The following is a 21,997-nucleotide window of genomic DNA, read 5'->3' as shown; positions in this document are numbered from 1 at the left end:
AAACTTCGCAACCACTACTCACGGTGAGAACACAGCGAGGGACTCAACCGGCGCCGTGCTGGGCAAGTTGCGAGAAGGCCAACTCGCCTGCGCCCGGTGCGCGATCCAAGTACAGCTGATGAAGGTGCAGACGAGGTCTGATGGAGCGGTGGCAGGAAGACCGTGCCAATTTCTCCCTCCCGCAATCGTCATGTGCTGAGGTTCCTGCTGGTTGACCGTGTATCGTCCTCGGACTGCTGCTTCGGGACGCCTCGCCCCCGCATGCGGTCCATCTCGCGCCATTCCGGCCGCAGTCCAGTCAGGTTCGTGGTGAGGAAGTACATAGCCCCGCCAGCTAGCAGCACCGGCACCAGCCCGACGGAGGCCACGGCTGCCCCGGCGATCAGCCCGCCGAGGGGGATACCGGACCAGGCCAGCGAATCGCCGAGCGCGTTGACACGGCCCAGCATCGGGCGCGGCACTCGCTCGAAGAGGACGGCCCCGATGATCGGGTTGAGGAAGCCTGCACCGAGCCCGCTGAACACGAACACGGCCAGCACAACACCCATCGGCGCATCGGAGGCGAGGATCAGGAACCTCGGCGCCCCGGCGAAGAAGAACCCGGTGAAGAACACCGCCCGGCGCCGCAGCCGGTGCGCGATCGCTGCTGCCAGTAGGCTCCCGCCGGTCGCCGCGGCTCCCGCCATGCTGCCCATCAGGCCGATCGCTGCGGGCCCGTTGCCGGACTCCTTGGCCCAGACAGGAATGAGTACCGAGGTGAAAGCCGCATCCAGCAGGTTGGTAACCCCGACCATGACGATGATGGCGAAGAGTAACGGGTCTCTACGCAGGAAGGTGAAGCCCTCGCCGAACCGTCGCCAGTAGCCCGGCTCTGTCTCCCCGTCCGGCGATTTGGTTTGCGCAGGTGCGTGCCCCATATCCCGGGGCAGCGCCAGTGCGATGATCACCGATCCGGCCGCAAAGCAGACTGCGTTGACAACCAGACCCGTCAAGGGGCCGAGTAGCGCCACCAAGGAGCCGCCGACCGCCGGGCCGACGGTGGAAGCGAGTCGCTCGATAACGCCGGACAGTCCCGTGGCTCGCTCCAGCGGTATCCGGCTGTGGTCGGCCGCCTCCGGCACCATGACTTCCTTGGCGAGGTCGCCGGGGCCGCGGGCCGCGCCGATCAGCGCGACAAGGACCAGCAGCAGGGGAAAGGAGAGTAGGTCCAGGGCGTGGAGCAGGGGAACGACAGCGGCGGCGGTCGCGCTGGCCAGGTCGGTGGTCCAGGAGACGATGCGCGGGCCTATTCGGTCCACTAGCGGCCCGGTGAGCGCCTTGACCACCACATACGGAGTCATCTCGCAGAAGGCGACCAGCCCGGTCTGGGTGGCGCTGCCCGTCGTGACGAGCACGAACCAGGGCAGCGCGATGCCCGAGATCCGAGTGCCGGTCAGCGACACCGCCATCGCCGCGAGCACCCCGCCCAGCGGCCGTAAGGTACGCACGCTGGATGTGCCGTCGGTACCCGGGACGCTCTCCGTCACGGCTTCTCCGTCCCCGTCGCCTTCTCAGCACTGGAAGACACCGCCGATGAGGCGGACGGATCCGACTCGGGCAGAAGGTAGGTGATCACAGAGAACCGCTCGGCGCCCTCAGGAGCCTGCGCCGCTGCTTCCGGCGTGTCCTGCCGATAGCGGGTGATCACTCCCCGCAACTCCTCATACAGTGCGGAAGCCTCCTCGGAGGTGAGCCGCAGGGCCCAGTCGCTCATGTCGAAGGTGTCCCGCCACTCGCGGGGCATCGTCTGAAGCCCGTTGAGCGCCTGCTGAGTGCGCATGGTGTAGGTGGCGGCGACGGACTGCAGGTAAGCCAGTGCGGCCTCAGGCTCCCGCTCAGCGAGATCGTGGTCGTTGAACCACGTCGTCCGATGCACCGAACGCCACCAGCGCTCTCGCGCATTGCCGCGTTCCGTGTCCTCCTCGACGAAACCCGCCGCTCCGAGCTGGCGCAGGTGGTAACTGGCCGTGCCGGAATTGACGCCCAGCTGCTCCGCAAGCCGGGTGGCCGTCGACGGGCCATGCTTCCGCAGCAGTCCGACCAACTGCACCCGTACCGGGTGTGCGAGGGCACGCAGCCCCTTGGCATCCAGAACGACCGTGTTCGGATCAGGGTTCGTGCCCTGCGGGATCTCACTCGGTTCAGTCATACCGCGCACTGTAGACCGCAAACAGTTCTTCGCAAAGGGTTCTTCGCGAAGAACTCTTTGTGGTTGACTGCAGACGCTCGACGGCAGATCCACGCGGATCTTCGCCGGCGAGAAGTCCGGCAAGAGCGCCGAGCGCGAGGAACTGTGGAAGGCCCTCGATTACCTCCGTGAAGGTGACACCCTGGTCGTCCCGTCACTGCACCGGCTTGGCCGCTTCATCCAGGACCTCATCTCCATCGTGTCCGGCGTGCGCAAGCGCGGCATCGGCTTCACCTCGCTGCTCGAGGCACTCGACATCACCCCCCGGGCGGGCGCCTCGTCTTCCACGTCTTCGCCGCCCTCGCGGAGTTCATCCGCGAACTCATCGACCAACGCACCAACGAGGGCCTGGACGCCGCCCGCGCCTCGCCCGCGACCTGCTCACTTCGCCCGGAGGAACTGTCGCCTCGATCGCGAAGCTCCTCGGCGTCTCCCGCAGCACCATCTACAAGAACATGCCCGAACTGAAGGGTGGCCGCCTCGCGCTCGCCGAGGTAGTGCGCGCGCCCGGATTGCCCCGCCTTATGCCGTCGGCAGAGTGATCAGCGGCTCCCCGCCGAATTCCGCCCCGATACTCCCGGGGCCGCAAGTGGCAGCGTGACCTTTCATTCGACTGCTCGTTTGATACGCAGACAGGCGTTCAGGGTCTTTGCTGGGCTCGAGCGCGTCCGTCATGTGAGACGTCAGTCGCTCCCCGGCCGGTCTGGCTGGTGGCTGCACTTCCGACGAGGTGCACTCAGGGCTGACCAGCTCCAGTCATCAGTCAAAGGGGGTGCCTTGATGACTACGTTCGGTGTAAGCGAGCCCACCCACCCCGTCGTGCTTCCTCAGCGGCGGGCTCTGGAATCCGCGCCAGCAGACAACCCTGGGAGCAGGGACGAAACGGGACGCGGACTCCGTCGGCGATCGACCGACGGCACTGGCATCGGACATGAGCGAGGGGAGACTCCCGGTGGCAGCACCCAGCGCCGGGAGCGTCACCCCGAGGCGCTGGGCGCCCAAGAGGAGCCCAGCGCCGAGGGAGCAGTCGCCGCCCGTGAGGGCGGTACCACCGTTCGTACGCCCACGGCTGGGGCAGCCTGTGTGCCTGTGCTGGACCGCCGCGGCAGACCACTCATACCGACGCACCCGGCTCGGGCCCGGAAGCTCCTGGACCAGGGGCGCGCGGTCGTTGCCAACCACACCCCCTTCGCCATTCGGCTCAAGGACCGGCTCCTGGAGCAGTCCGAGGTGGCCGGCGTCGCGGTGAGGATCGATCCCGGGAGCAAGGGAACCGGCATCGCGATTACCGTGGATCAGGATGCGGTCGTCCCATCGACAGCACCCTTCCGCGTGCGCCGCGGCCTGTTCGCGGCTGAACTGGTGCATCGAGGGAGCTACATCAGTAAGCGGATGCAGCAGCGGGCGGCGTACCGGCGCCGTCGCCGCAGCTCGAATCTGCGGTACAGGGCCCCGCGCTTTGACAATCGCGCGAGGGAGCCTGGTTGGCTCCCGCCCTCCATTCAGCATCGCGTCGACAGTACGGTTTCCATCGTGCGGCGACTTGTACGGTTGTTTCCGGTGAGCGAGGCTCACATGGAGAGCGCGGCATTCGACACGCACGCTCTGTCAGCGGGGCGCCCACTGGAAGGGGCTGAGTATCAGCAGGGAACCCTGTACGGCTATGAGATTCGGGAGTACCTGCTTGCCAAGTGGGGCCGCGCCTGCGCCTACTGCGGTGCGGTCGGCGTCCCCTTGCAGATCGAGCACATCCGGCCTCGGGCGCGAGGCGGGAGCGATCGTGTCTCCAACCTGACCCTGGCATGCGGTCCATGCAACCAGGCCAAGGGCGTCATGCCTCTTGCTGAGTTCCTTGCGGACCAACCTGACCGGCTCGCGAGAGTCGAAGCGCAAGCTAAGGCGTCCCTCAGGGACGCCGCTGCGATGAACGCCACTCGCCAGCAACTGTGCCTGGCACTGTCCGAACTCAATATGCCCGTGCGGGCATGGTCCGGAGGGCGGACGAAATACAACAGAACCCGCATGCGTCTGGCCAAGACGCACACCCTGGACGCCCTGTGCGTCGGCGAGCTCCCCGAAGCGGCAATCGTGGTCCGGCACCCGGAAGCCGTGCTGGTCGTCACGGCCACGGGCAGAGGCCTTTATGCACGTACCACGCCTGACAAGTTCGGCTTCCCGCGGCTACTCCGCCCCCGTGACAAGCAGCACTACGGCTATTCCACGGGGGATCTGGTCTCCGCGTCGCTGCCCTCGGGCAGGTACCAGGGGAAGCACACGGGTCGAGTGGCCGTTCGGGCCACAGGCCGTTTCAACATCCGCACAGCAGCAGGGCTGGTCCAAGGAATCCACCATCGCCATCTCCGGCTCCTGCAGCGAGCGGACGGTTACGGCTACGGCCAACGTCCGGAAGGCGCCTCGGTGGGGCGCCGTACGTGACGATGTGATGTCCAGCATCCGGGACGTGACGCGCATCTCTAACCGCCCAATGAACACCCGGCGGACGCTAGTCTCCGCCGCAGGGCCGAAGATAAGCAGTGTGTAAGCCGTTCAGGGGAGTCGACACAGTGGCACGGAAGCTTGCCGTCATCGGAGCCGGACTCATGGGGTCCGGTATCGCCCAGGTCTCAGCCCAGGCGGGGTGGGACGTCGTTCTGCGCGATGTCACCGACGAGGCGTTGACCCGTGGCACGGACGGCATCAAGGCCTCGTACGACAAGTTCGTCGCCAAGGGCAAGATGGACGCGGAGGCTGCTCAGTCGGCGCTCGCGCGGATCACCGCGACCACCGATCTGGATGCGGCCGCGGACGCCGACATCGTCGTCGAGGCCGTCTTCGAGAAGCTCGAGGTCAAGCACGAGATCTTCCGGGCGCTCGACAAGCTCGTGGGCGAGCGGGCGGTGCTCGCCTCGAACACCTCCGCCATCCCGATCACCAAGATCGCGGCGGTCACCGAGCGCCCCGAGCGTGTCGTCGGCACGCACTTCTTCTCGCCGGTGCCGATGATGCAGCTCTGCGAGCTCGTCCGCGGCTACAAGACGAGCGACGAAACCCTCGCCACCGCGCGGGAGTTCGCCGAATCGGTCGGCAAGACCTGCATCGTCGTGAACCGCGACGTCGCCGGCTTCGTCACCACGCGCCTCATCTCGGCTCTCGTCGTCGAGGCGGCCAAGCTGTACGAGTCGGGCGTGGCGACGGCCGAGGACATCGACCTCGCCTGCAAGCTGGGCTTCGGCCACGCCATGGGCCCGCTCGCCACGGCCGATCTGACGGGCGTCGACATCCTGCTGCATGCCACGAGCAACATCTACACCGAGTCCCAGGATGAGAAGTTCGCTCCGCCGGAACTGATGCGCCGGATGGTTGACGCCGGTGACATCGGTCGCAAGAGCGGGCAGGGCTTCTACAGGTACTGACCGAGCACGGCGCACGGGCTGACAGCGCCTGGCTCGCCGGGGCGGCCTTTCCGCAATGTTGTGAGGGCCTGGGGCGCCCCCAGGTCGCGAGGGCGCTCCATCGGGGTCGTGGTATCGCCTCATCGAGTGAATTCGGTACCGGTTCGCTTACAAGCAGCAACGCTTCTGCCCGACCGGCAGTCAGTTGCAGTGACGAGTGACAAACGCAGACAAGATCACCTACTCAGGAAACTCAGGAATCTCGGGGAGCGCATATGCACATCAGGGGCGACCACGCCGAGCTGGTCGTCGGGGGCCGCCTCGACGTCCGCAGCGCGGCGGACGCCCGAACGGCCCTGCACACGGCTGTCGACGACGGTGTCGGCGATCTCGTGCTGGACCTGTCAGAGCTGGACTCCTGGGACGCCACCGGGCTCGGGGTCATCATGGGCGTACACCGGCGGGCCGGGCGCTGCGGCCGCCGGCTCGTGCTGCGCGGCGTTCCGCCCCAGATGCAGAGGCTGCTCGTGGCCACCCGGCTGCACCGCATCCTGGCCATCGAGGGCGGCATCGGGGTCGAATCCCTGCCCCGCGTCTGACGGGGACGACGGGGGCAGGGCTGCCGGTGTTTCCGCAGTTCGCCGGGTGACATCCGTGACGCCGGCGCGACAGGCCGTGACAGGCCCCTCGCGCGCAATCCTCACGAGACTGTGACGTCTCGGACGGCGCAGGACCCCGGCTGTTCGTACATACTGTGCGAAGGTCTAGGGTGCGGTCGCCCGTTCTGAACGACGGACCCACCGACGGGCACCGGACCAGAAGCGACAGCGCAGTGTGCACAAGGCCGGGAGGGGCTCCGCACACGACGCTTTTGGGGGGCTTGACCATGGACCCGACGAACAACGACGACTACGGCCATGACGGCCACACCGGCGAAGGCGCCGCACCCAAGCGCCCGCCGCGCGACCCGCTCACGCCCGACTTCGGGCAGCACGCAGCACCGGCGCTCGCCCGCACCGTCCAGCTCGTCTCGGGCGACTTCCTGCTCACCGTCAATCCCGTCGACGGCAGCGAGATCGAACCCTGCCCGCCGGGCGAACGGCCGCCGGGCCCCGTGAAGTTCACGGCCGCCGAGCGTGCCGAGCTGCGCCGCGCGAGCCGGCCGCCGGAGCCGCCCGGGCCCGCGCTGCCCAGAATGCCGCTCCTCGAGCGCCAGGAAGAGCGCGAGCGGCTCGCACGGCTGCTGCAGCGCGGCCGTTCCGTACGGCTGACCGGCCCCGCCGGTTCGGGGCGCACGGCCCTGCTCGACGCCGTCGCCGAGGACTGCGCGGACCTCGCCCCGGACGGCGTCGTCCGGCTCTCGGGCTACGGGCGCACGGCGGACGAACTGCTGTACGAGCTGTTCGCGGCCGTGTACAACGCGCCGCTCCACCGGCCCGAAGAGGCCCAAGTCCGCGACCATGTCCGTGAGATAGGCGCGGTCGTCGTCCTGGATGACCTCGAGTTCGGCGGCAGCGCGCTCGACGAGCTGCTCGAGGCGACGCCCGAGTGCGCCTTCCTCGTCTCGGCCACTCCCGATGTCGCCTCGCCCTCCGCGGACTCGCACCTCGAAGAGGTCTTCCTCGGCGGGCTGAGCCGCAGCGGTGGCCTGGAGCTTCTCGAGCGCGCCGTCGGCCGGGTCCTCACCGAGGACGAGGCGAACTGGGCCGGCGACCTGTGGTTCGAGTCCGAGGGGCTGCCGCTGCGCTTCGTCCAGGCGGGCGCTCTGCTGCGCCAGCGCGATGTGCTGCGCGCCGACCCGAACGCCTTCGACGCCTTCGGCTACTACGCCGACGCGCCGGTCGACGCGCCCTTCGACGCCGAGGACGGACACGACGTACCGCTGCCCTCGCTCGCCGAAGGCGCCGCGCCCGCCGCGCTGCTCGCGTCACGCCTGAGCAAGTCGGCCCGGGTCACGCTGCGGTTCGCCGTCGTGCTCGGCGGCGAAGTGCCGCACCAGGCACATCTGCCCGCCCTGGTGGGCGACACCCATGCCGACGCGGCCCTCGCCGAGCTCGTCGAGTGCGCCCTCGTCACGCCGGTCGGCTCCCGCTACCGGCTGGCAGCCGGTGTGGCGGCCCAGCTGGAGAGCGCCGGGTACGCCGCCGACGCCGACGACCGGGTCCGCACCGCCGCCCGGCACTACGCATGGTGGGCCAGTCACCCCTCGGTCACCCCGGAGCGGGTCTCAGCGGAGGCCGACGCCGTACTCACGGCACTGAGCCTCGCCGTGCCCCTCACCACGGCCGCCGAGCCGGACGCCGAGGAGCAGAGCGACGCCGTGCAGCTGGCGCGCGCCGCCGCGCCCGCGTTCGCCGCCGGGCTCGCCTGGGGCGCCTGGGAGCGGGCGCTGCGGTCCGGCTCCGAGGCGGCCAGGGCCTCCGGTGAGGTCGGCGAACAGGCCTACTTCCACCACGAGTTGGGGATCCTCGCGCTCTGCGGCGGTCACCTCGACCGCGCCCGCGTCGAGCTGGAGGCCTCCATAGGCCTGCGCGGGGCGCTCGCCGACAAGCGCGGCACCGTCGCGGGCCGCAGGGCCCTGGCGCTGGTCGCCGACCGCTCGGGCGCCACGCCGCCCGGCGGGCGGACGGCGGCGGGCGAGGAGGTGCCCGACGCGCGCTACGAGGAGTCCGCGTCGCCCCCCGGCGGCGTGCCGGCCGCGTATCCGCTCGCCCAGCCGGCGGCGGAGGCCACCCTCGTCACCCACCGCGACGGGGCCCGTCCAGGCGGCGAAGCCGAGCCCGCCGGCGCCCGGCGCACCATCCTCAGCGGCACCCGGCGCAATCTGGTGGCAGCGGGCGCGGGAGCCCTCCTCGTCGCCGTGCTCGGCACCGTGGTGACTCTCGGCGCCACGTCGGGCAACGACCCGGGGCCCTCGGAGAAGGTCGGCGTGAACCCGTCCGTGAGCGAGGGTACGGACGGCGGTGGCATCGGCGCCGACAAGGCGGACGAAGGGGACGACGGCGACACCGACTCGACGAAGCGTCCGACCGACCCGGGCGAGGACGGCATCCTCGGCACGGCCGACGACCCGACGCCGAGCGCGAGCGCGGAGCCGTCCGACGACGCCACGGGCTCCAAGGACCCGGACGACCCGACCAAGTCGCCGAGCAAGTCCCCGTCGAAGTCGCCCTCGAAGCCGCCGTCCGAGACGCCGGACGACCCGACGCCTTCGGACGACCCGACGCCTTCGGACGATCCGACGCCCTCGGACGACCCCACACCGTCGGACGACCCGACGCCGTCCGACGAACCCTCCACCCCGGACACCTCGGACTCGGCCAGCGGCCCGGCGCCGAGCAGCCCGGTGCAGAGCAGTCCCGTGGAGAGCAGCCCGGACGACAGCAGCGAACCCGCGTCGCCGAGCGGGGGCGCGTCGGATACGAGCGGCGCGTCGTCGGTCATCTGACGCGCGTACGGCGGTAAGGCGCCGCCGTACGGACCACGTACAACGACGGAACAGGCGTACGGCAGGCGTACGGGCAAGGGGACCGGATCCCGAACGGATCCGGCCCCCTTGCCCGTACTGCCGAGGGTCAGAACAGGCGCAGCTTGTCGTCCTCGATGCCGCGCAGTGCGTCGTAGTCCAGGACGGTGCAGCTGATGCCGCGGTCCGTGGCGAGCACGCGCGCCTGCGGCTTGATCTCCTGGGCCGCGAAGACGCCCTTGACCGGCGCGAGATGCGGGTCGCGGTTCAGCAGTTCCAGATAGCGCGTGAGCTGTTCCACACCGTCGATCTCGCCACGCCGCTTGATCTCCACCGCGACCGTGCCGCCGTCGGCGTCCCGGCACAGGATGTCGACCGGGCCGATGGCCGTCGGGTACTCGCGGCGGATGAGGGTGTAGCCCTCGCCGAGGGTCTCGATGCGGTCGGCGAGCAGCTCCTGCAGGTGCGCCTCCACACCGTCCTTGATCAGGCCGGGGTCCACGCCCAGTTCGTGCGAGGAGTCGTGGAGTATCTCCTCCATCGTGATGATGAGCTTCTCGCCCGCCTTGTTCACGACCGTCCACACGCCCGCGTCGTCCCCGTCACCCTCCTTCAGGGTGCACGGCGGCGACATCCAGTTGAGGGGTTTGTAGGCCCGATCGTCCGCATGGATCGAGACGCTGCCGTCGGCCTTCACCAGGATCAGTCGGGGAGCGGACGGGAGATGGGCCGTGAGCCGGCCCGCGTAGTCCACGGAGCAGCGGGCAATGACGAGACGCATGGTCGCCAACGCTACTCGACGCGGCGTGGTCCACGCGATTCTCGTCCCTTTCGTGTACCACGGCCCTCGACCCGGCCCTCCGGGTTGCCCCTTTTCTCCCCGTTCTCAGGTGGCCGGTTGTGCGTGCATTCTCCTGGTGCGGTCAGGATCCGATGTTTACCGTGGAAGCAGGAGGTCGCGAAACGCGCACACAGCGTGTTCGATATCGCGAACTCCTTCCCGGTCCGTCAGCCCCCACTTCCCGGGGGTCCGAGAGGAGAACTCATGTCGCTCGACGTCTCACCGGCCCTACTTGAACAGGCCGAGCGAGGCGAGGTCGACGAAGCAGCCTTCGTCGACTGCGTCCGGACCTCCCTGCCTTACGCATGGGAGATGATCAGCTCCCTGGTGGCCCAGCTGAAGGTCGACGGCGGTGCGTTCGCCGACAACCAGACGCCTCCGCCGGACGAGCAGGCACGTGGGCAGCTTCTGCGTGCACTCGCGAGTGACGCGATACGCGGCGCGCTGCAGCGGCACTTCGGTGTCCGCCTGGCGTTCCAGAACTGCCACCGCGTGGCGGTGTTCCCGCTGGATCCCGAGGTGGACGAGAAGCTGGCCCGGTTCACGTCGGTGCGGGCCCAGTTGCTGAACCAGTCGCCCGAATTCCGCGACTGCTGAAAGCTTTTGCTGCCGCTCCGTACGCGGGAGGTGTAAGCAGTGCCGGAGCGGCAGCTCCCCGCCAAGGTGCACGGGCGAGCGTGGGCGTGCGGCCTGGCCGGCCGGTCACATGCGACGGTGCGGGATGCGGCATTTTTGCGGCATTCTTCTGAGGCGGAATGCGGCATGTTCTTCTGAGGCTCGGACATCACACGGCGGGCGTGGCCGGCCGGCGTGGGCGCGCCCGCTCCCCTTCCGGCCTCATCCCAGCTGCGGCAGCACCTCCGCCCCCAGCCTCCGTACGTTCTCCTCGGTCGCCGCCAGATCGCCCGTGCCCTCCACGAGCAGGGCGAAGCGCGTGATGCCGGTGCGCTCCGCGGTCGCTGCGAGACTGTCGGCGCACTGCCGCGGTGTGCCCACGGGGTGCAGCCCGCAGAGCAGCTCCGTGTAGGCGAAGGGGTCGCGCATGCCGCGTACGCGGCCGTCCACCGTGACATGGGCGGCGAGGCCCTGCCGCAGCCAGCCGGGCATCGCTTTCGCCAGCGCCTCCTCGGCCTCCGCCCGGCGGTCCGCGATCTGCACGACACCGGCCGAGACATGGGCGGCTGCGGAGATCTCCTCCGGGGTGCGGCCGGCGTCGCGTGCCGCCGTGCGCCACAGGGAGACCATTTCGGCCTTCTCCTCGTCGCCGCAGTGCATGCCGAGCAGCATCGACAGACCGCGCTCGGCGGCGAGCCGGACGCTCGCCGGTGAGGTACAGGCGACGAGCACCTCGGGTCGTGCAGGTCCGGTCATCGCCTCGTCCGGCCGCGGTACGACGGGGACTTCGCGGAAGGAGAACCGCTCGCCCGTGCCCGCGACGCGCGGTTCGCTCAGCCAGCGCAGCAGCAGATCCAGGGACTCCGGGAACCCCTTCTCGTACGCCTCCAGGCCCGCGCCGAAGACCTCCAGGTCCACCCAGGGCCCGCCGCGGCCCACGCCCAGCGAGAACCGGCCGCCCGACGTCACGTGCAGCAGCGCGGCCTGTTCGCCGAGCGCCACCGGATGCGCCGTGGGCAGCACGCTCACCGCCGTGCCGACGTGGAGGCGGCGGGTGCGGCCGAGCAGCAGGGCGGCGAGCGTCACCGCCGAGGGGCACGTCCCGTACGGCACGAAGTGGTGCTCGGCGATCCACACCGAGTCCAGGCCGGCCTCGTCGGCCACCTCCGCCGTCCGTACGGCCCGGTGCAGGGCCTCTCCCTGACCCTGGCCGGGGAACTGGGCGGCCAGGACAAAGCTTCCTACGCGCATCGCACTCATGCCTCCTTGGCGCCGACGCGACGAACCCCCTTACCGGCAACAACGTATGACACGTGCCAAAGGCACGGGCACGTAAGGAGATTGGCCGATTGTCGGCGGAATGTGAGGGGTTTTGGGGTAGTTGGTGGCATGCGCCTACCCATGGGCGTGACGCGTAGGCTGGACACGGCCCGTGTTCCCTGTATAGCCCGTGAGGTGTGCCCGTGTCCCCGCGTCGAAACCGTGCGTCGTCCCGTCGGGGTGGAGGCTCCGGCGGCTGGGGCGCGGACGAGGACCGCAGCGACCGCTACGGCGGCTTCCAGTCCATGGAGAGCTGGCACGGCGAGGAGTGGTGCGTGCGCCATGTCGCCGGCGCGAGCGCGGCCGGCAAGACGTACCGCTGCCCCGGCTGCGACCAGGAGATCGCGTCCGGGATGGCGCACGTCGTGGCCTGGCCCGAGTACGCGGGTGTGGACGACCGGCGCCACTGGCACAAGGCCTGCTGGAACGCGAAGGACCGCCGCACCACGCGGGTGCAGCGGTCCCGTAACGCGCCCCGGTTCTGAGGTGTTGAGGCCGGCGTCAAGTGGCGGTCACACGTCGCGCTTCTCCAGCAGCGCGAAGGCGCCCGCGAGCGCGGCCACGGTCAGACCGATCAGCAGCCACAGCTGCGGGTTGCCGTGCCCGCTCTCGGTGTCGAGCCCGAAGATCTTGGCCAGTGAATTCGGGGCGTTGTAGTCCATCATCTTCTCGCCGATCTTTCGGGTGCTCTGCGAGATCATGAGGAACGCCGGCAGGATCGCGGGCACCAGCACCAGGCCCAGCATCGCGGTGATCGCACCCGCCGAGTGGCGCAGCATCGAGCCGACCGCAAGCGCCAGAACGCCCAGCAACGACACGTACAGCGCGCCCTTGAAGACGGTGCCGGCCCACTCCGTGCCCGTGGCCTCGGGCCCGCTGTGCATGGCCGACGTCGCCAGGCCCACCAGCCCGATGGCGACCGCGGACGTGACGTAGGCGACCGCGAAGTAGATCAGCACCTTCGCCGCCAGCACGCGGTGGCGCTGCGGCGACGCCGTGAAGGTGGTGCGGATCATGCCCGTACCGTACTCGGATGAGACCACCAGCACGCCGAGCGTGATCAGGCAGATCTGGCCGAGCACCAGGCCGAAGAAGGCCGGGAGACTGAACGGCACGTTCACGTAGTCCCTGTCGTTCGTCTGCGTTGCGACGAGCAGCCCGATCCCGATGACCAGGAACAGGAAGACGCCCAGCGTCCACATCGTGGAGCGCACGGACTTGATCTTCGTCCACTCCGAGCTGATCGCGTGGCCGAGATGCGTGCGTGTGACGGGGATCGGCGAGGTGTACAAACCGCCCGGTCCGGCCTGCCAGTTGCCGGCCGGGGCGGCGGCCGGTACCTGCGGGGCGGGGGCGTACGCCTGCTGGTTCACCTGCTGCGGGTGCGGCGTCGTCATCGGGGGTCCTCGCTGGTGCGCTGGGTCGTGTCGGGGGTGGCGGGGGCGGGGGCTGCCGGCGGCTGTGCGTAGGGGTTCGGTGCGGCAGCCGGCCCGGCGGCGTACGGACCGGCGGCCTGCCCGCCCGCGTACGGCGCACCGGCCGGAGCCTGCGGCATCGCGAAGGGCTGACCGCCCTGCTGGGGCGGCGGGGGCGCGTACCAGCCGGACTGCCCCTGGCCCGGCACCGGCATCGGCTGCGGCGGCGTCACACCCGGCGGGAGCGGCTGCTGGAGCCCGGCCCGCTGGTCGATCGTCGAGCGGTAGTCGACGGCGCCCTGCGTCATCCGCATGTACGCCTCCTCCAGCGAGGCCTGGTGCGGCGAGAGCTCCCACAGGCGTACGTCCGCTTCGTGCGCCAGGTCGCTGATGCGCGGCAGCGGCAGACCGGTCACGCGCAGCGCGCCGTCCTGCTCGGGCAGCACCTGGCCGCCGGCCTCGGTCAGCGCGGCCGTCAGCTTCTCCCGCTGCTGCGGCTCGGTGTCGGGCGTCCGCACCCGTGCGAAGTCCGCGGAGTTGTGCGAGATGAAGTCCTTGACGCTCATGTCGGCGAGCAGCTGCCCGCGGCCGATCACGATCAAGTGGTCGGCGGTGAGCGCCATTTCGCTCATCAGGTGAGAGGAGACGAACACCGTACGGCCTTCGGCGGCCAGGGACTTCATCAGATTGCGGACCCAGAGGATGCCTTCGGGGTCAAGACCGTTCACCGGCTCGTCGAAGAGCAGCACCTGCGGGTCGCCGAGCAGCGCGGCCGCGATACCGAGGCGCTGCCCCATACCGAGCGAGAAGCCCTTCGACCGCTTCTTCGCCACGTCCTGCAGGCCGACGACGCCCAGCACCTCGTCGACCCGCCGCGCCGGGATGCCCGACAGCTGGGCGAGGCACAGCAGGTGGCTGCGGGCGCTCCGGCCGCCGTGCACGGCCTTGGCGTCGAGCAGCGCGCCGACCTGGCGCGGCGCGTTCGGCAGCCTGCGGTACGGATAGCCGCCGATCGTCACCTGGCCCGACGTGGGCTGGTCCAGGCCGAGGATCATCCGCATCGTCGTCGACTTGCCCGAGCCGTTGGGGCCGAGGAAGCCGGTGACGGCACCCGGCCGCACCTGGAAGGAAAGGTTGTACACGGCCGTCTTGTCGCCATAGCGCTTCGTCAGGCCGACTGCCTCGATCATTCTCCGCACCCATCGAGAGGTCAGGACGTCGGGGCGCGCGCCCCCGTAAGGGTTAGGAGGATATCGGGGCGCTGACGGTTCCACCCAAAGGACGGCAGGGACGGGGGGCTGGTCAGGCGTCCCGTTTCTTGATCACCGCATAGCCGCCGACCAGCGCCGCCATCACCCACAGCACCATGATTCCGAGCCCGCCCCACGGCCCGTACGGGGTGTCGTCGCCGAACGGCGTGACCACCTGCATGATCTTGCTGCCCGCCTGGTCCGGCAGATACCGGCCGATTTTCTCGGTCGCCGAGACGTTCCCCAGGATGTTGGAGATCAGAAAGAAGAACGGCATCAGAATGCCGAGCGAGAGCATCGGGCCCCGCAGCATCGCGGCGACGCCCATCGAGAACATCGCGATCAGCATCATGTAGAGGCCGCCGCCGATGACCGCCCGCAGGACGCCCCGGTCGCTGAGGGACGCCGCGTGCTCGCCGAGCATCGCCTGCCCCAGGAAGAAGGCGACGAAGCTGGTGGCCAGTCCGACGACGAAGGCGAGGAGCGTGGCGACGGCGACCTTGCCGAAGAGGAAGGTGCCGCGCTGGGGGACGGCCGCGAGCGAGGTACGGATCATGCCGGTGCTGTACTCGTTGGAGACGACGAGGACGCCGAACACGATCATCGCCAGCTGACCGAGACTCATCCCGGCGAAACTGATGAAGGTCGGGTCGAAGGAGACCTGTTCCCGGGCTCCCAGGCTGTCGAACTCCCGCTTGGACAGGATGCTGATGAGCGTCCCGAGAGCGATGGTGACGACGGCGGCGAGACCGAGCGTCCACACTGTGGATGACACCGACCGGATCTTGGTCCATTCCGACCTGACGACCTGGATCGCAGACATGGTCAATGCCCCTTCCGCTGTTGCCACGTGGCACCCCATTCGGGCTGCTGCTCCGGCGGTGACGGAGTGGTACCACCGACGGTCTCCGCGTGCGCGTGGTACTCCACGGCCTCGGCGGTGAGCCGCATGAACGCCGCCTCGAGCGAGGCCTGCTGCGGGCTGAGCTCATGGAGGACGATCCCGTTCCGGGCGGCCAGCTCACCCAGCAGCTCCGGTTTGCCGCCGTCCACCTCGAGGGCGCCGTTGCCGACCTCGACGGCGCTGATCCCGGCCCGGCTCAACGCGTCGAGCAGCTGCTCGCGCTGGGGGGAGCGGAGCCGTACGTACGAGCGGGAGTTCTGCTGGATGAAGTCCGCCATGGTGGTGTCCGCGAGGAGCCGGCCCTGGCCGATGACGACCAGATGGTCGGCGGTCAGCGCCATCTCGCTCATCAGGTGCGAGGAGACGAAGACGGTACGTCCCTGGGCCGCCAGCGACTTCATGAGGTTCCGGATCCAGTGGATGCCCTCGGGGTCCAGGCCGTTGACCGGCTCGTCGAACATCAGGATCCGCGGGTCGCCGAGCAGCGCGGCGGCGATACCGAGCCGCTGCCCCATGCCCATCGAGAAACCCTTGGCCTTCTTCCTCGCGACGGCCGTGAGGCCCACCGTGTCGAGGACCTCGCGGACCCGGCTGCGGGGAATGCCGTTGCTCTGGGCGAGGCAGAGGAGATGGTTGTAGGCGCTGCGGCCGCCGTGCACGGCCTTCGCGTCGAGCAGTGCGCCGATGTACTTGAGCGGGTCTTTGAGCTGGTCGTAGTGGATGCCGTCGATGCGGACGTCGCCCGCGGTGGGGCGGTCGAGTCCGAGCACCATGCGCATGGTGGTGGACTTGCCGGCGCCGTTCGGGCCGAGAAAGCCGGTGACCATGCCTGGGCGGACGGTGAAGGTGAGGTTGTTGACGGCCAGCTTTTCGCCGTAGCGCTTGGTGAGTCCGGCGAGCTCGATCATGTCGACAACGCTAGGGCGCCGCCGAAGGCGGCGCCTGTTGTACGGCACCCTTGGGGTGCCGGTGCCCTCTGCCGGGCGGGCCAACGGTTTCACGGCGCCCGCCGTCGTGGGGTTGTGCCCACCCGTTCCGCCCTGCGGAACGATTGCCCACAACGGGAGCGGCTCGACTGCCCACAACGGTCGACCCCACCGGCCTGCAGGCGCCCTCCGGCCGAAGGGGACGTGGCGGGGTGTGCGCCCGCAGCGGCTGGCGCTACGTATGGGCTCGCCCGACGACGTACGGCCTGGCGCCAGACCGAGGACGTACACCCCGGCGCGGCCCCGACCCAGTCACCGGCCGTAGGCGCCCCAGCCGACGACGGCCGGAGGCCAACGCAACCGTGCCCCGCACCGCGAACCGCGGTGCGGGGCACGTACAACTCGCGTCAGCGCGTCTGCTGGGCGGGAACCCCGCGCGAGATCGGCTCGTCCTCCGTCGGCGAGCCGGCCGCGGCCACCGCCGCGCCCGTCAGCGTCGCGAGCATCTCGCGGACGTTGGTCAGCTGCGCGTTGATGGAGTCGCGGCGGTTCGTGAGGGCCGCCAGCTCCCGCTCGGATTCCGAGCGGATCCGGTCCGCCTTGGCGTTCGCGTCGGCGACGATGTCCTCGGCCTGGCGCTGCGCCGTCTCCACGGTCTGGCGCGCACGCCGCTCCGCGTCCGTCCGCAGCTTCTCCGCCTCGAGACGGAGCTGCTCCGCACGGTGCTCGATCTCCGCGAGCCGCTTCTCCGCCTTGGCCTGACGCGACGCAAGGTCGCGCTCGGACTGCTCGCGGCGCTTGGCCAGGTTCGTCTCGAAGTCGGCGGCCGCCTGCGCGGCCTTCGCCCGGGTCTCCTCGAAGAGGGCGTCCGCCTCCTCGCGCTTGGACTGCGCGTCCTTCTGCGCCTCGGCGCGCAGCGACGCCGCCTCGCCCTTGGCCTTCTCGACGATCCGAACGCCCTCGTCCTCGGCCTTGGCCTTGCGGTCTGCGGCGAACGATTCTGCGTCGTTGCGCACCTGCTGGGCCGCCGACTCGGCGAGCTCGCGGTGCTGCTCGGCCGCGCGCCGGGCCTCCTCGCGCAGGTCCTTCGCCTCCTCCTCGGCGAGGCGGAGGATCTTCTCGACGCGCGCGCCGAGACCCGCGTACGACGGCTCGGCGTCGTTCACCTGGGCCTGGGCGTTCTGCGTCTCGAGGTGCAGCTCCTCGATGCGCTTCTCCAGAGCGGTGATACGCGCAAGGGCACTGTCACGGTCGGAGACGAGCTTGGAAATGCGTTCGTCCACCTGCGCGCGGTCGTATCCACGCCGCACAAGCTCGAAGCCGTAGGGGGAAGTGTCGCTCATGGGGTTCCTGTCGAATGAGACCGGTGAGGTGATAGGGAGAATCCTAGGGGCCCAATCGGCGTGTCATCGAGCAGATGCCCGTTAGATCTGGAGAATGACACCCCTTTTGAGTGGCTAAGGCCCGGAGCACTTGCGGAGCAAGAGCACCGAAGCTCCCTACAAAGCACGGAAGGGGCCGTTCTGGCTAGTCCTCCGACGGCTTACCACCCGATCGTGGAGGGCCTACCGTCGCTCCCGCCTTGACGCCGGCGGCGCCCTGACCGCCGTTCGCCGCGGCCCTGCCGGCCGACGGCGCCTCGAAGGACTCCAGCGCCTCGAGCACGTCCTGGACGCGGGAGATCTCGGCGTTGATGTCCTCGCGGCGGCGGACCAGCACCTCCAGCTCGCGCTTGCCCTCCTCGACCATCCGCTTGGCCTCGGCCTCGGCCTCGCTCTTGACACGCTCGGCCTCGCGCCCCAGTTCGGCCTTCTTCTGCTCGGCCTCCTTGAGTAGGGCCTCCGCCTTCTTGACCGCGGCGATACGCACCTTGCTCGCCTCGGAGTTGGCCTCCGCCAGCAGGTCCTTGGCCTTCGCCTCGGCCTCGGCCAGCTGGTCCTCGGCGGCCTTCACCAGCGCGTCGCACCGCTCGCCCGCGGACTTCATGGCTTCCGCGGACTCCCGCCTGGCGCGCTCGTGCAGCTCCTCGATCTCGGTGGTGATGCGGTCGCGCAGCTCCTCGGCGCGCTCCCGGATGGCGACGGCGTCCCGGCGCGCGCCGACGAGGAGTTCGTCGGCGTCCGCGCGGGCCTTCTCCACCAGTGCGTTGCCCTCGACGGTGGCCTCGGTGACGAGCCGCTCGGCCTCGTTGCGGGCGGCGCCGACCATGGTGTCGGCCTGCGCCTCGGCGTCCGCGGTGGCCTTGAACGCCTTCTGCTGCGCCTCGGAGGTGAGCTTCTCGGCCTCCGCGGTGGCCTCCGTGATGAGCTTGTCGACCTGCGCGGCCGCCTCGGAGCGCCGCTTGTTGGCGTCCTGCCGGGCCTCGTCGAGGGTGCGCTCGGCCTCCTCACGGGCCGCGGACGTGAGGCGCTCGGCCTCCGCCTCTGCCTCGGCCTTGACGCGCTCCGCCTCGCTGCGCATCCGCTCGGCGTGCGCCTGCGCGGACCCGACGGTCTCGGCAGCCTCGGCACGCAGCCGCTCGGCCTCGCCGGCCGCGTCGGAGACGAGCTTCTCGGCCTTGGCGACGGACTCGGCGCGGACCCGCTCGGCCTCCGCGTTCGTCTCCGTGGTCAGCCGCTCCGCCTCACTGACGGCCTCACCGATCAGCGTGTCGGCCTGGGTCGCCGCGTCGGACCGGATGCGGTTGGCGTCCTCGCGGGCCTCGGCCCGGGTGCGCGCAGCGTCCTGCTCGGCGGTCGCGACGGTCTCGGACGCGTCCGTACGCACCCGCTGGGCATGCTCGGCGGCCTCGGAACGCAGCCGCTCCGACTCGGCGATCGCCTCCGAGACGGTGCGCTCGGCCAGGGACTTGGCGGCCTCGGTCTCCTCCGCCGCCTCGCGCCGCAGCCGGGCCGCGTCCTCGGCGGCCCGCTCCCGCTCGGCGTAGGCGTCGGCGCGGACTCGGTCCGCCTCCTCCTGCGCTTCCGTACGCGTGCGCTCCGCCGCGTGCTCGGCGGCGCTGCGCAGGCCCGAGATCTCCTCCTGGGCCTGCTCGTGCAGCCCGGCCACGGAGTCGCGCACCTGCTGGGCGGTCTGCTCGGCGTTCGCGACCATCTCGGTCGCCCGCCGGTCAGCCTCCTCGACGAGGCGTGCCGCTTCGGCCTGCGCCTCCTCGATACGGGCGCGCGCGGACGCCAGCAGCTCCTCGCTCTGCTCGCGGGCCCGCTCGCGCTCCTGGTCGGCCTCCTGGCGGGCCGAGCCCAGCGTCTCCTCGGCCTCGCGGCGGCGCCGGGCGGCCTCCTCCTGGGCGGCGGCCAGCGTCTCGGCGGCCTCGGCGGCGACGCGCTCGGCGGCGGCCGCGGCCTCGGCCCGTACGCGGTCGGCCGTCTCCTGGGCCTCCGTCTTCAGCCGCTCGGCCTCGGCGGCGGCCTCGCTGCGCAGCCGTACCGCCACGGCCTCGCCCTCGGCGCGGGACTGCGAGGCGTCCGCTGCGGCCTCGTTGCGCAGCCGCTCGGCCTCCGTCTCGGCCTGCGCCTGGAGGCTGCGGATGCGCTCCGCGGACTCGTTGCGCAGGCGGTCCGTCTCCTCGGCGGCCTCGCGGCGGATGCGCTCCGCCTCCGCCCGTGCGTCGCTGAGCGCCTGTTCGGCCGTGGCGAGCCGCTCCTCGGCCTCCGTGTGCAGCCGGGTCAGCTCCTCGGCGGCCTCGGACCGCCGTGCCTCTATGGCGCGCTCGGTCTCCTCGCGCAGCGCCTGCGCTGCCTGCTCCGCTTCGGTCTTGGTGGCCTCGGCCTGCTCGGCGGCCTCCGCGCGGTGCCGCTCGGCCTCGGCGCGGGTGCGCTCCAGGGTCTCCTCGGCCTGCCGGCGCAGCGTCGTGGCGCGCTCGATGGCCTCCGTACGCACGCGCTCGCTGTCGGCCGTCGCCGTGGAGCGCAGCTCGTCGGCGTCGGCCTTCGCCTTGGCAAGGAGCTCCTCGGCGCTCTTCGCCGCCTCCTCGATCTGCTGGATCGCCTCGCGCCGCGCCTCGCTGCGGATCCGCTCGCCCTCGGCGACCGCCTCGGCCCGCAGCTGCTCGGCCTCGCCGCGCAGCCGGCGCGCCTCCTCCTGCAGCTCGACCGTCTTGGCGCGGTACTCCTTGGTGTCGTCCTTCGCCGCGCCCTTGAGCTCCTCGGCGATGTCGTGCGCCTCCGCGCGCAGCCGGTCCGCCTCGGCCTCCGCCTCGCGGCGGATCCGCTCGGCTTCCTCGGTCGCGGCCTTCGTGGTCGCCTTGGCGTCCTCGGACGCCTTGTTCAGCACGTCCTCGGCGGTGCGCGCGGCCTTGGACAGCTGCGACGCGGTCTCCTCGGCCGTGATCGTACGGGCCTTCTCGGCGGCCTCGGCGATCAGCTTCTCGGCCTCGGCCTTGGCGTCCGCCACGACCTGCTCGGCCTCCGCCTTGGTGGACTCGGCCTCCTTCGTGGCCTCGCTCACCAGACGGGCGACCTGCTCCTTGGCGGTGCGGGTGCGCTGCTCGTTCGTCGACTCGGCGTTCGCCAGCGCCTTGACCGCGGCGTCCTTCGCCTCCGCGAGGACCTTCTCGGCCTCGGCGCGGGCCTCGCGCAGCGCGGTCTCGGCCTCGGCCATGCGCTGCTCGGCGGCGCGGCTCAGCTCGGTGGCCTGCCGTCGCGCCGCCTCGGACTCGCTCGCCGAGGAGCTGCGCAGCTGCTCCGCGTGGTCGGTGGCCTCCTGGGCCTGTGTGGACGCCGCGTTCAGCAACCGCTCGGCGTCGGTGCGGGCCCGGCGCAGGATCGCTTCCGCTTCGGCACGGGCGGTCTCCGCCTCCGTACCCAGCCGCTGACGTGCCTCGTCGGTGAGGCGCTGGGCCTCGGCACGGGCGGCGGCGAGCGCCTGCTCGGCCTCGGCCCGCGACTCCTCCAGCAGCCTGCGTGCCTGCTGCTCGGTGCGGGCGCGCAGCTGCTCGGCCCAGGCCACGTTCTCGTTGACGTGCGACTCGACCGTCGCGCGGCGCTCGGCGAGCTCCTGGTCGAGCTGCTGGCGGCGGGACACGGCCTCGGCGTGCAGCTCGGCCTGGAGGCGGGCCGCCTGCTCGGCGTGCTCCTGGAGGATGCGCTGGTTCTGGGCGCGGGCCTCGCGCAGCTCGCGCTCGGCGTCGGCGCGCAGCTGCTCGGCCTGGATCTGGGCGTTACGAAGGAGCTGCTCGGCCTGGTAGCCGATGTCGGCAGCGTCGTAGGCAGGACGGGACGCCAGGTTCCGGCGCGCCTCGTGGAGCTTGGCGCGCAACACCTCCACCTGGTAGCCGAGATCCTCGGCGTGCTGGACGGCCTTCTCACGCTCGGTCTTCAGCCGCTCCATCTCGGCCTCGAACCGAGAGAGATGATCGGCCTCAGGCCGTCGCCCGCTCTCCTGGCTTTCGTAGCCCCGCACTGCGCGGTCCCATCCGTCCCCTGGTCGCAAGTCTCTCCACACGAGCACCGTCCATCCGCCGAACGGGGCCCCCGGGGAATGGTGTCAGATCAACGGCGGAGCATGGGCTGCTGCCCCGACGCTCGTCCCCCGAAACCTGGACCCCGGCCCGCGACCCCCCGGCGAGCGGGGAGCCGCTCCAACCCTACCCGCCCAGCTCATCCGCTTGGCCGGGCCGAGCTGCCTTTTTCGGCCGGGGGTC

General features: G+C 70.7%; 16 protein-coding genes and 1 pseudogene. 7 read left to right on the top strand and 10 right to left on the bottom strand.

Annotation, left to right across the window (positions count from 1 at the left end; all coding sequences use genetic code 11):
* Nucleotides 1-188: 188 nt before the first annotated feature.
* Both STSP_RS06450 and STSP_RS06445 read right to left on the bottom strand, forming a co-directional pair.
* The gene (locus STSP_RS06450; RefSeq protein ID WP_067273303.1) at nt 189-1,526 is read right to left on the bottom strand and encodes an MFS transporter; all 1,338 of its coding nucleotides are present in this window, start codon (nt 1,524-1,526) and stop codon (nt 189-191) included.
* Nucleotides 1,523-2,188 carry an ArsR/SmtB family transcription factor gene (locus STSP_RS06445; RefSeq protein WP_067273301.1) on the bottom strand — a complete coding sequence of 222 codons (666 nt, stop codon included), beginning with the start codon at nt 2,186-2,188 and terminating at the stop codon, nt 1,523-1,525. The genes STSP_RS06450 and STSP_RS06445 overlap by 4 nt, the downstream gene beginning before the upstream one ends.
* Before the next feature lie 67 nt (nt 2,189-2,255).
* On the opposite strand from STSP_RS06445, the pseudogene STSP_RS41140 reads away from it, so the two are divergent.
* The 5 genes and pseudogenes from STSP_RS41140 (at nt 2,256) to STSP_RS06420 (ending at nt 9,067) form a co-directional block, all read left to right on the top strand.
* Nucleotides 2,256-2,695 (top strand): annotated as a pseudogene (locus STSP_RS41140) (recombinase family protein).
* A 621-nt stretch (nt 2,696-3,316) separates the two neighbouring features.
* Nucleotides 3,317-4,663 carry an RNA-guided endonuclease IscB gene (gene iscB, locus STSP_RS06435; protein WP_232789540.1) on the top strand — a complete coding sequence of 449 codons (1,347 nt, stop codon included), beginning with the start codon at nt 3,317-3,319 and terminating at the stop codon, nt 4,661-4,663.
* A gap of 128 nt (nt 4,664-4,791) precedes the next feature.
* Nucleotides 4,792-5,640: a 3-hydroxyacyl-CoA dehydrogenase family protein gene (locus STSP_RS06430; protein ID WP_067273293.1), complete on the top strand. Its 849-nt coding sequence runs from the start codon at nt 4,792-4,794 to the stop codon at nt 5,638-5,640.
* A gap of 254 nt (nt 5,641-5,894) precedes the next feature.
* Nucleotides 5,895-6,218 carry an STAS domain-containing protein gene (locus STSP_RS06425; RefSeq protein ID WP_067273291.1) on the top strand — a complete coding sequence of 108 codons (324 nt, stop codon included), beginning with the start codon at nt 5,895-5,897 and terminating at the stop codon, nt 6,216-6,218.
* Between the two features lie 287 nt (nt 6,219-6,505).
* Nucleotides 6,506-9,067: an ATP-binding protein gene (locus STSP_RS06420; RefSeq protein ID WP_067273289.1), complete on the top strand. Its 2,562-nt coding sequence runs from the start codon at nt 6,506-6,508 to the stop codon at nt 9,065-9,067.
* 127 nt (nt 9,068-9,194) lie between these two features.
* On the opposite strand, the gene nucS is transcribed toward STSP_RS06420, so the two are convergent.
* On the bottom strand, nt 9,195-9,866 hold the full coding sequence (nucS, locus tag STSP_RS06415) for an endonuclease NucS (RefSeq protein ID WP_067273391.1): 672 nt from the start codon (nt 9,864-9,866) through the stop codon (nt 9,195-9,197).
* A 264-nt stretch (nt 9,867-10,130) separates the two neighbouring features.
* Between nucS and STSP_RS06410 the strand changes: the two genes are divergently transcribed.
* A complete protein-coding gene (locus STSP_RS06410) occupies nt 10,131-10,523 on the top strand; it encodes an SCO5389 family protein (RefSeq protein ID WP_067273287.1) in 393 nt (130 codons plus the stop codon).
* 240 nt (nt 10,524-10,763) lie between these two features.
* Here the strand turns inward: STSP_RS06410 and STSP_RS06405 are convergent, their stop codons facing one another.
* Entirely contained in the window at nt 10,764-11,792 is a 1,029-nt protein-coding gene (locus STSP_RS06405; RefSeq protein ID WP_067273284.1) for an LLM class flavin-dependent oxidoreductase, read from the bottom strand.
* Nucleotides 11,793-12,004: 212 nt separating this feature from the next.
* Between STSP_RS06405 and STSP_RS06400 the strand changes: the two genes are divergently transcribed.
* Nucleotides 12,005-12,346: an ATP/GTP-binding protein gene (locus STSP_RS06400; protein ID WP_067273279.1), complete on the top strand. Its 342-nt coding sequence runs from the start codon at nt 12,005-12,007 to the stop codon at nt 12,344-12,346.
* A gap of 27 nt (nt 12,347-12,373) precedes the next feature.
* On the opposite strand, the gene STSP_RS06395 is transcribed toward STSP_RS06400, so the two are convergent.
* The 6 genes from STSP_RS06395 to scy form a co-directional block, all read right to left on the bottom strand.
* Nucleotides 12,374-13,258, bottom strand: a complete 885-nt coding sequence (locus STSP_RS06395; RefSeq protein ID WP_067273276.1) for an ABC transporter permease — start codon at nt 13,256-13,258, stop codon at nt 12,374-12,376.
* On the bottom strand, nt 13,255-14,466 hold the full coding sequence (locus tag STSP_RS06390; protein WP_067273264.1) for an ABC transporter ATP-binding protein: 1,212 nt from the start codon (nt 14,464-14,466) through the stop codon (nt 13,255-13,257). The genes STSP_RS06395 and STSP_RS06390 overlap by 4 nt, the downstream gene beginning before the upstream one ends.
* A 112-nt stretch (nt 14,467-14,578) precedes the next feature.
* On the bottom strand, nt 14,579-15,349 hold the full coding sequence (locus tag STSP_RS06385) for an ABC transporter permease (RefSeq protein WP_067273261.1): 771 nt from the start codon (nt 15,347-15,349) through the stop codon (nt 14,579-14,581).
* 2 nt (nt 15,350-15,351) lie between these two features.
* Nucleotides 15,352-16,338, bottom strand: a complete 987-nt coding sequence (locus STSP_RS06380; RefSeq protein WP_067273260.1) for an ABC transporter ATP-binding protein — start codon at nt 16,336-16,338, stop codon at nt 15,352-15,354.
* 425 nt (nt 16,339-16,763) lie between these two features.
* Nucleotides 16,764-17,699 (bottom strand): coiled-coil domain-containing protein, encoded by a 936-nt coding sequence (locus STSP_RS06375; protein WP_067273258.1) that lies wholly within the window; start codon nt 17,697-17,699, stop codon nt 16,764-16,766.
* A gap of 184 nt (nt 17,700-17,883) precedes the next feature.
* Nucleotides 17,884-21,756, bottom strand: coding sequence for a polarized growth protein Scy (scy, locus tag STSP_RS06370; protein ID WP_067273255.1), 3,873 nt, complete (start codon nt 21,754-21,756; stop codon nt 17,884-17,886).
* Nucleotides 21,757-21,997: the final 241 nt, after the last annotated feature.

Origin of the sequence: Streptomyces jeddahensis (assembly GCF_001642995.1) — a bacterium.
Classification (GTDB): Bacteria; Actinomycetota; Actinomycetes; order Streptomycetales; family Streptomycetaceae; genus Streptomyces; species Streptomyces jeddahensis.
This window is presented reverse-complemented; position numbering and strand designations above follow the sequence as displayed.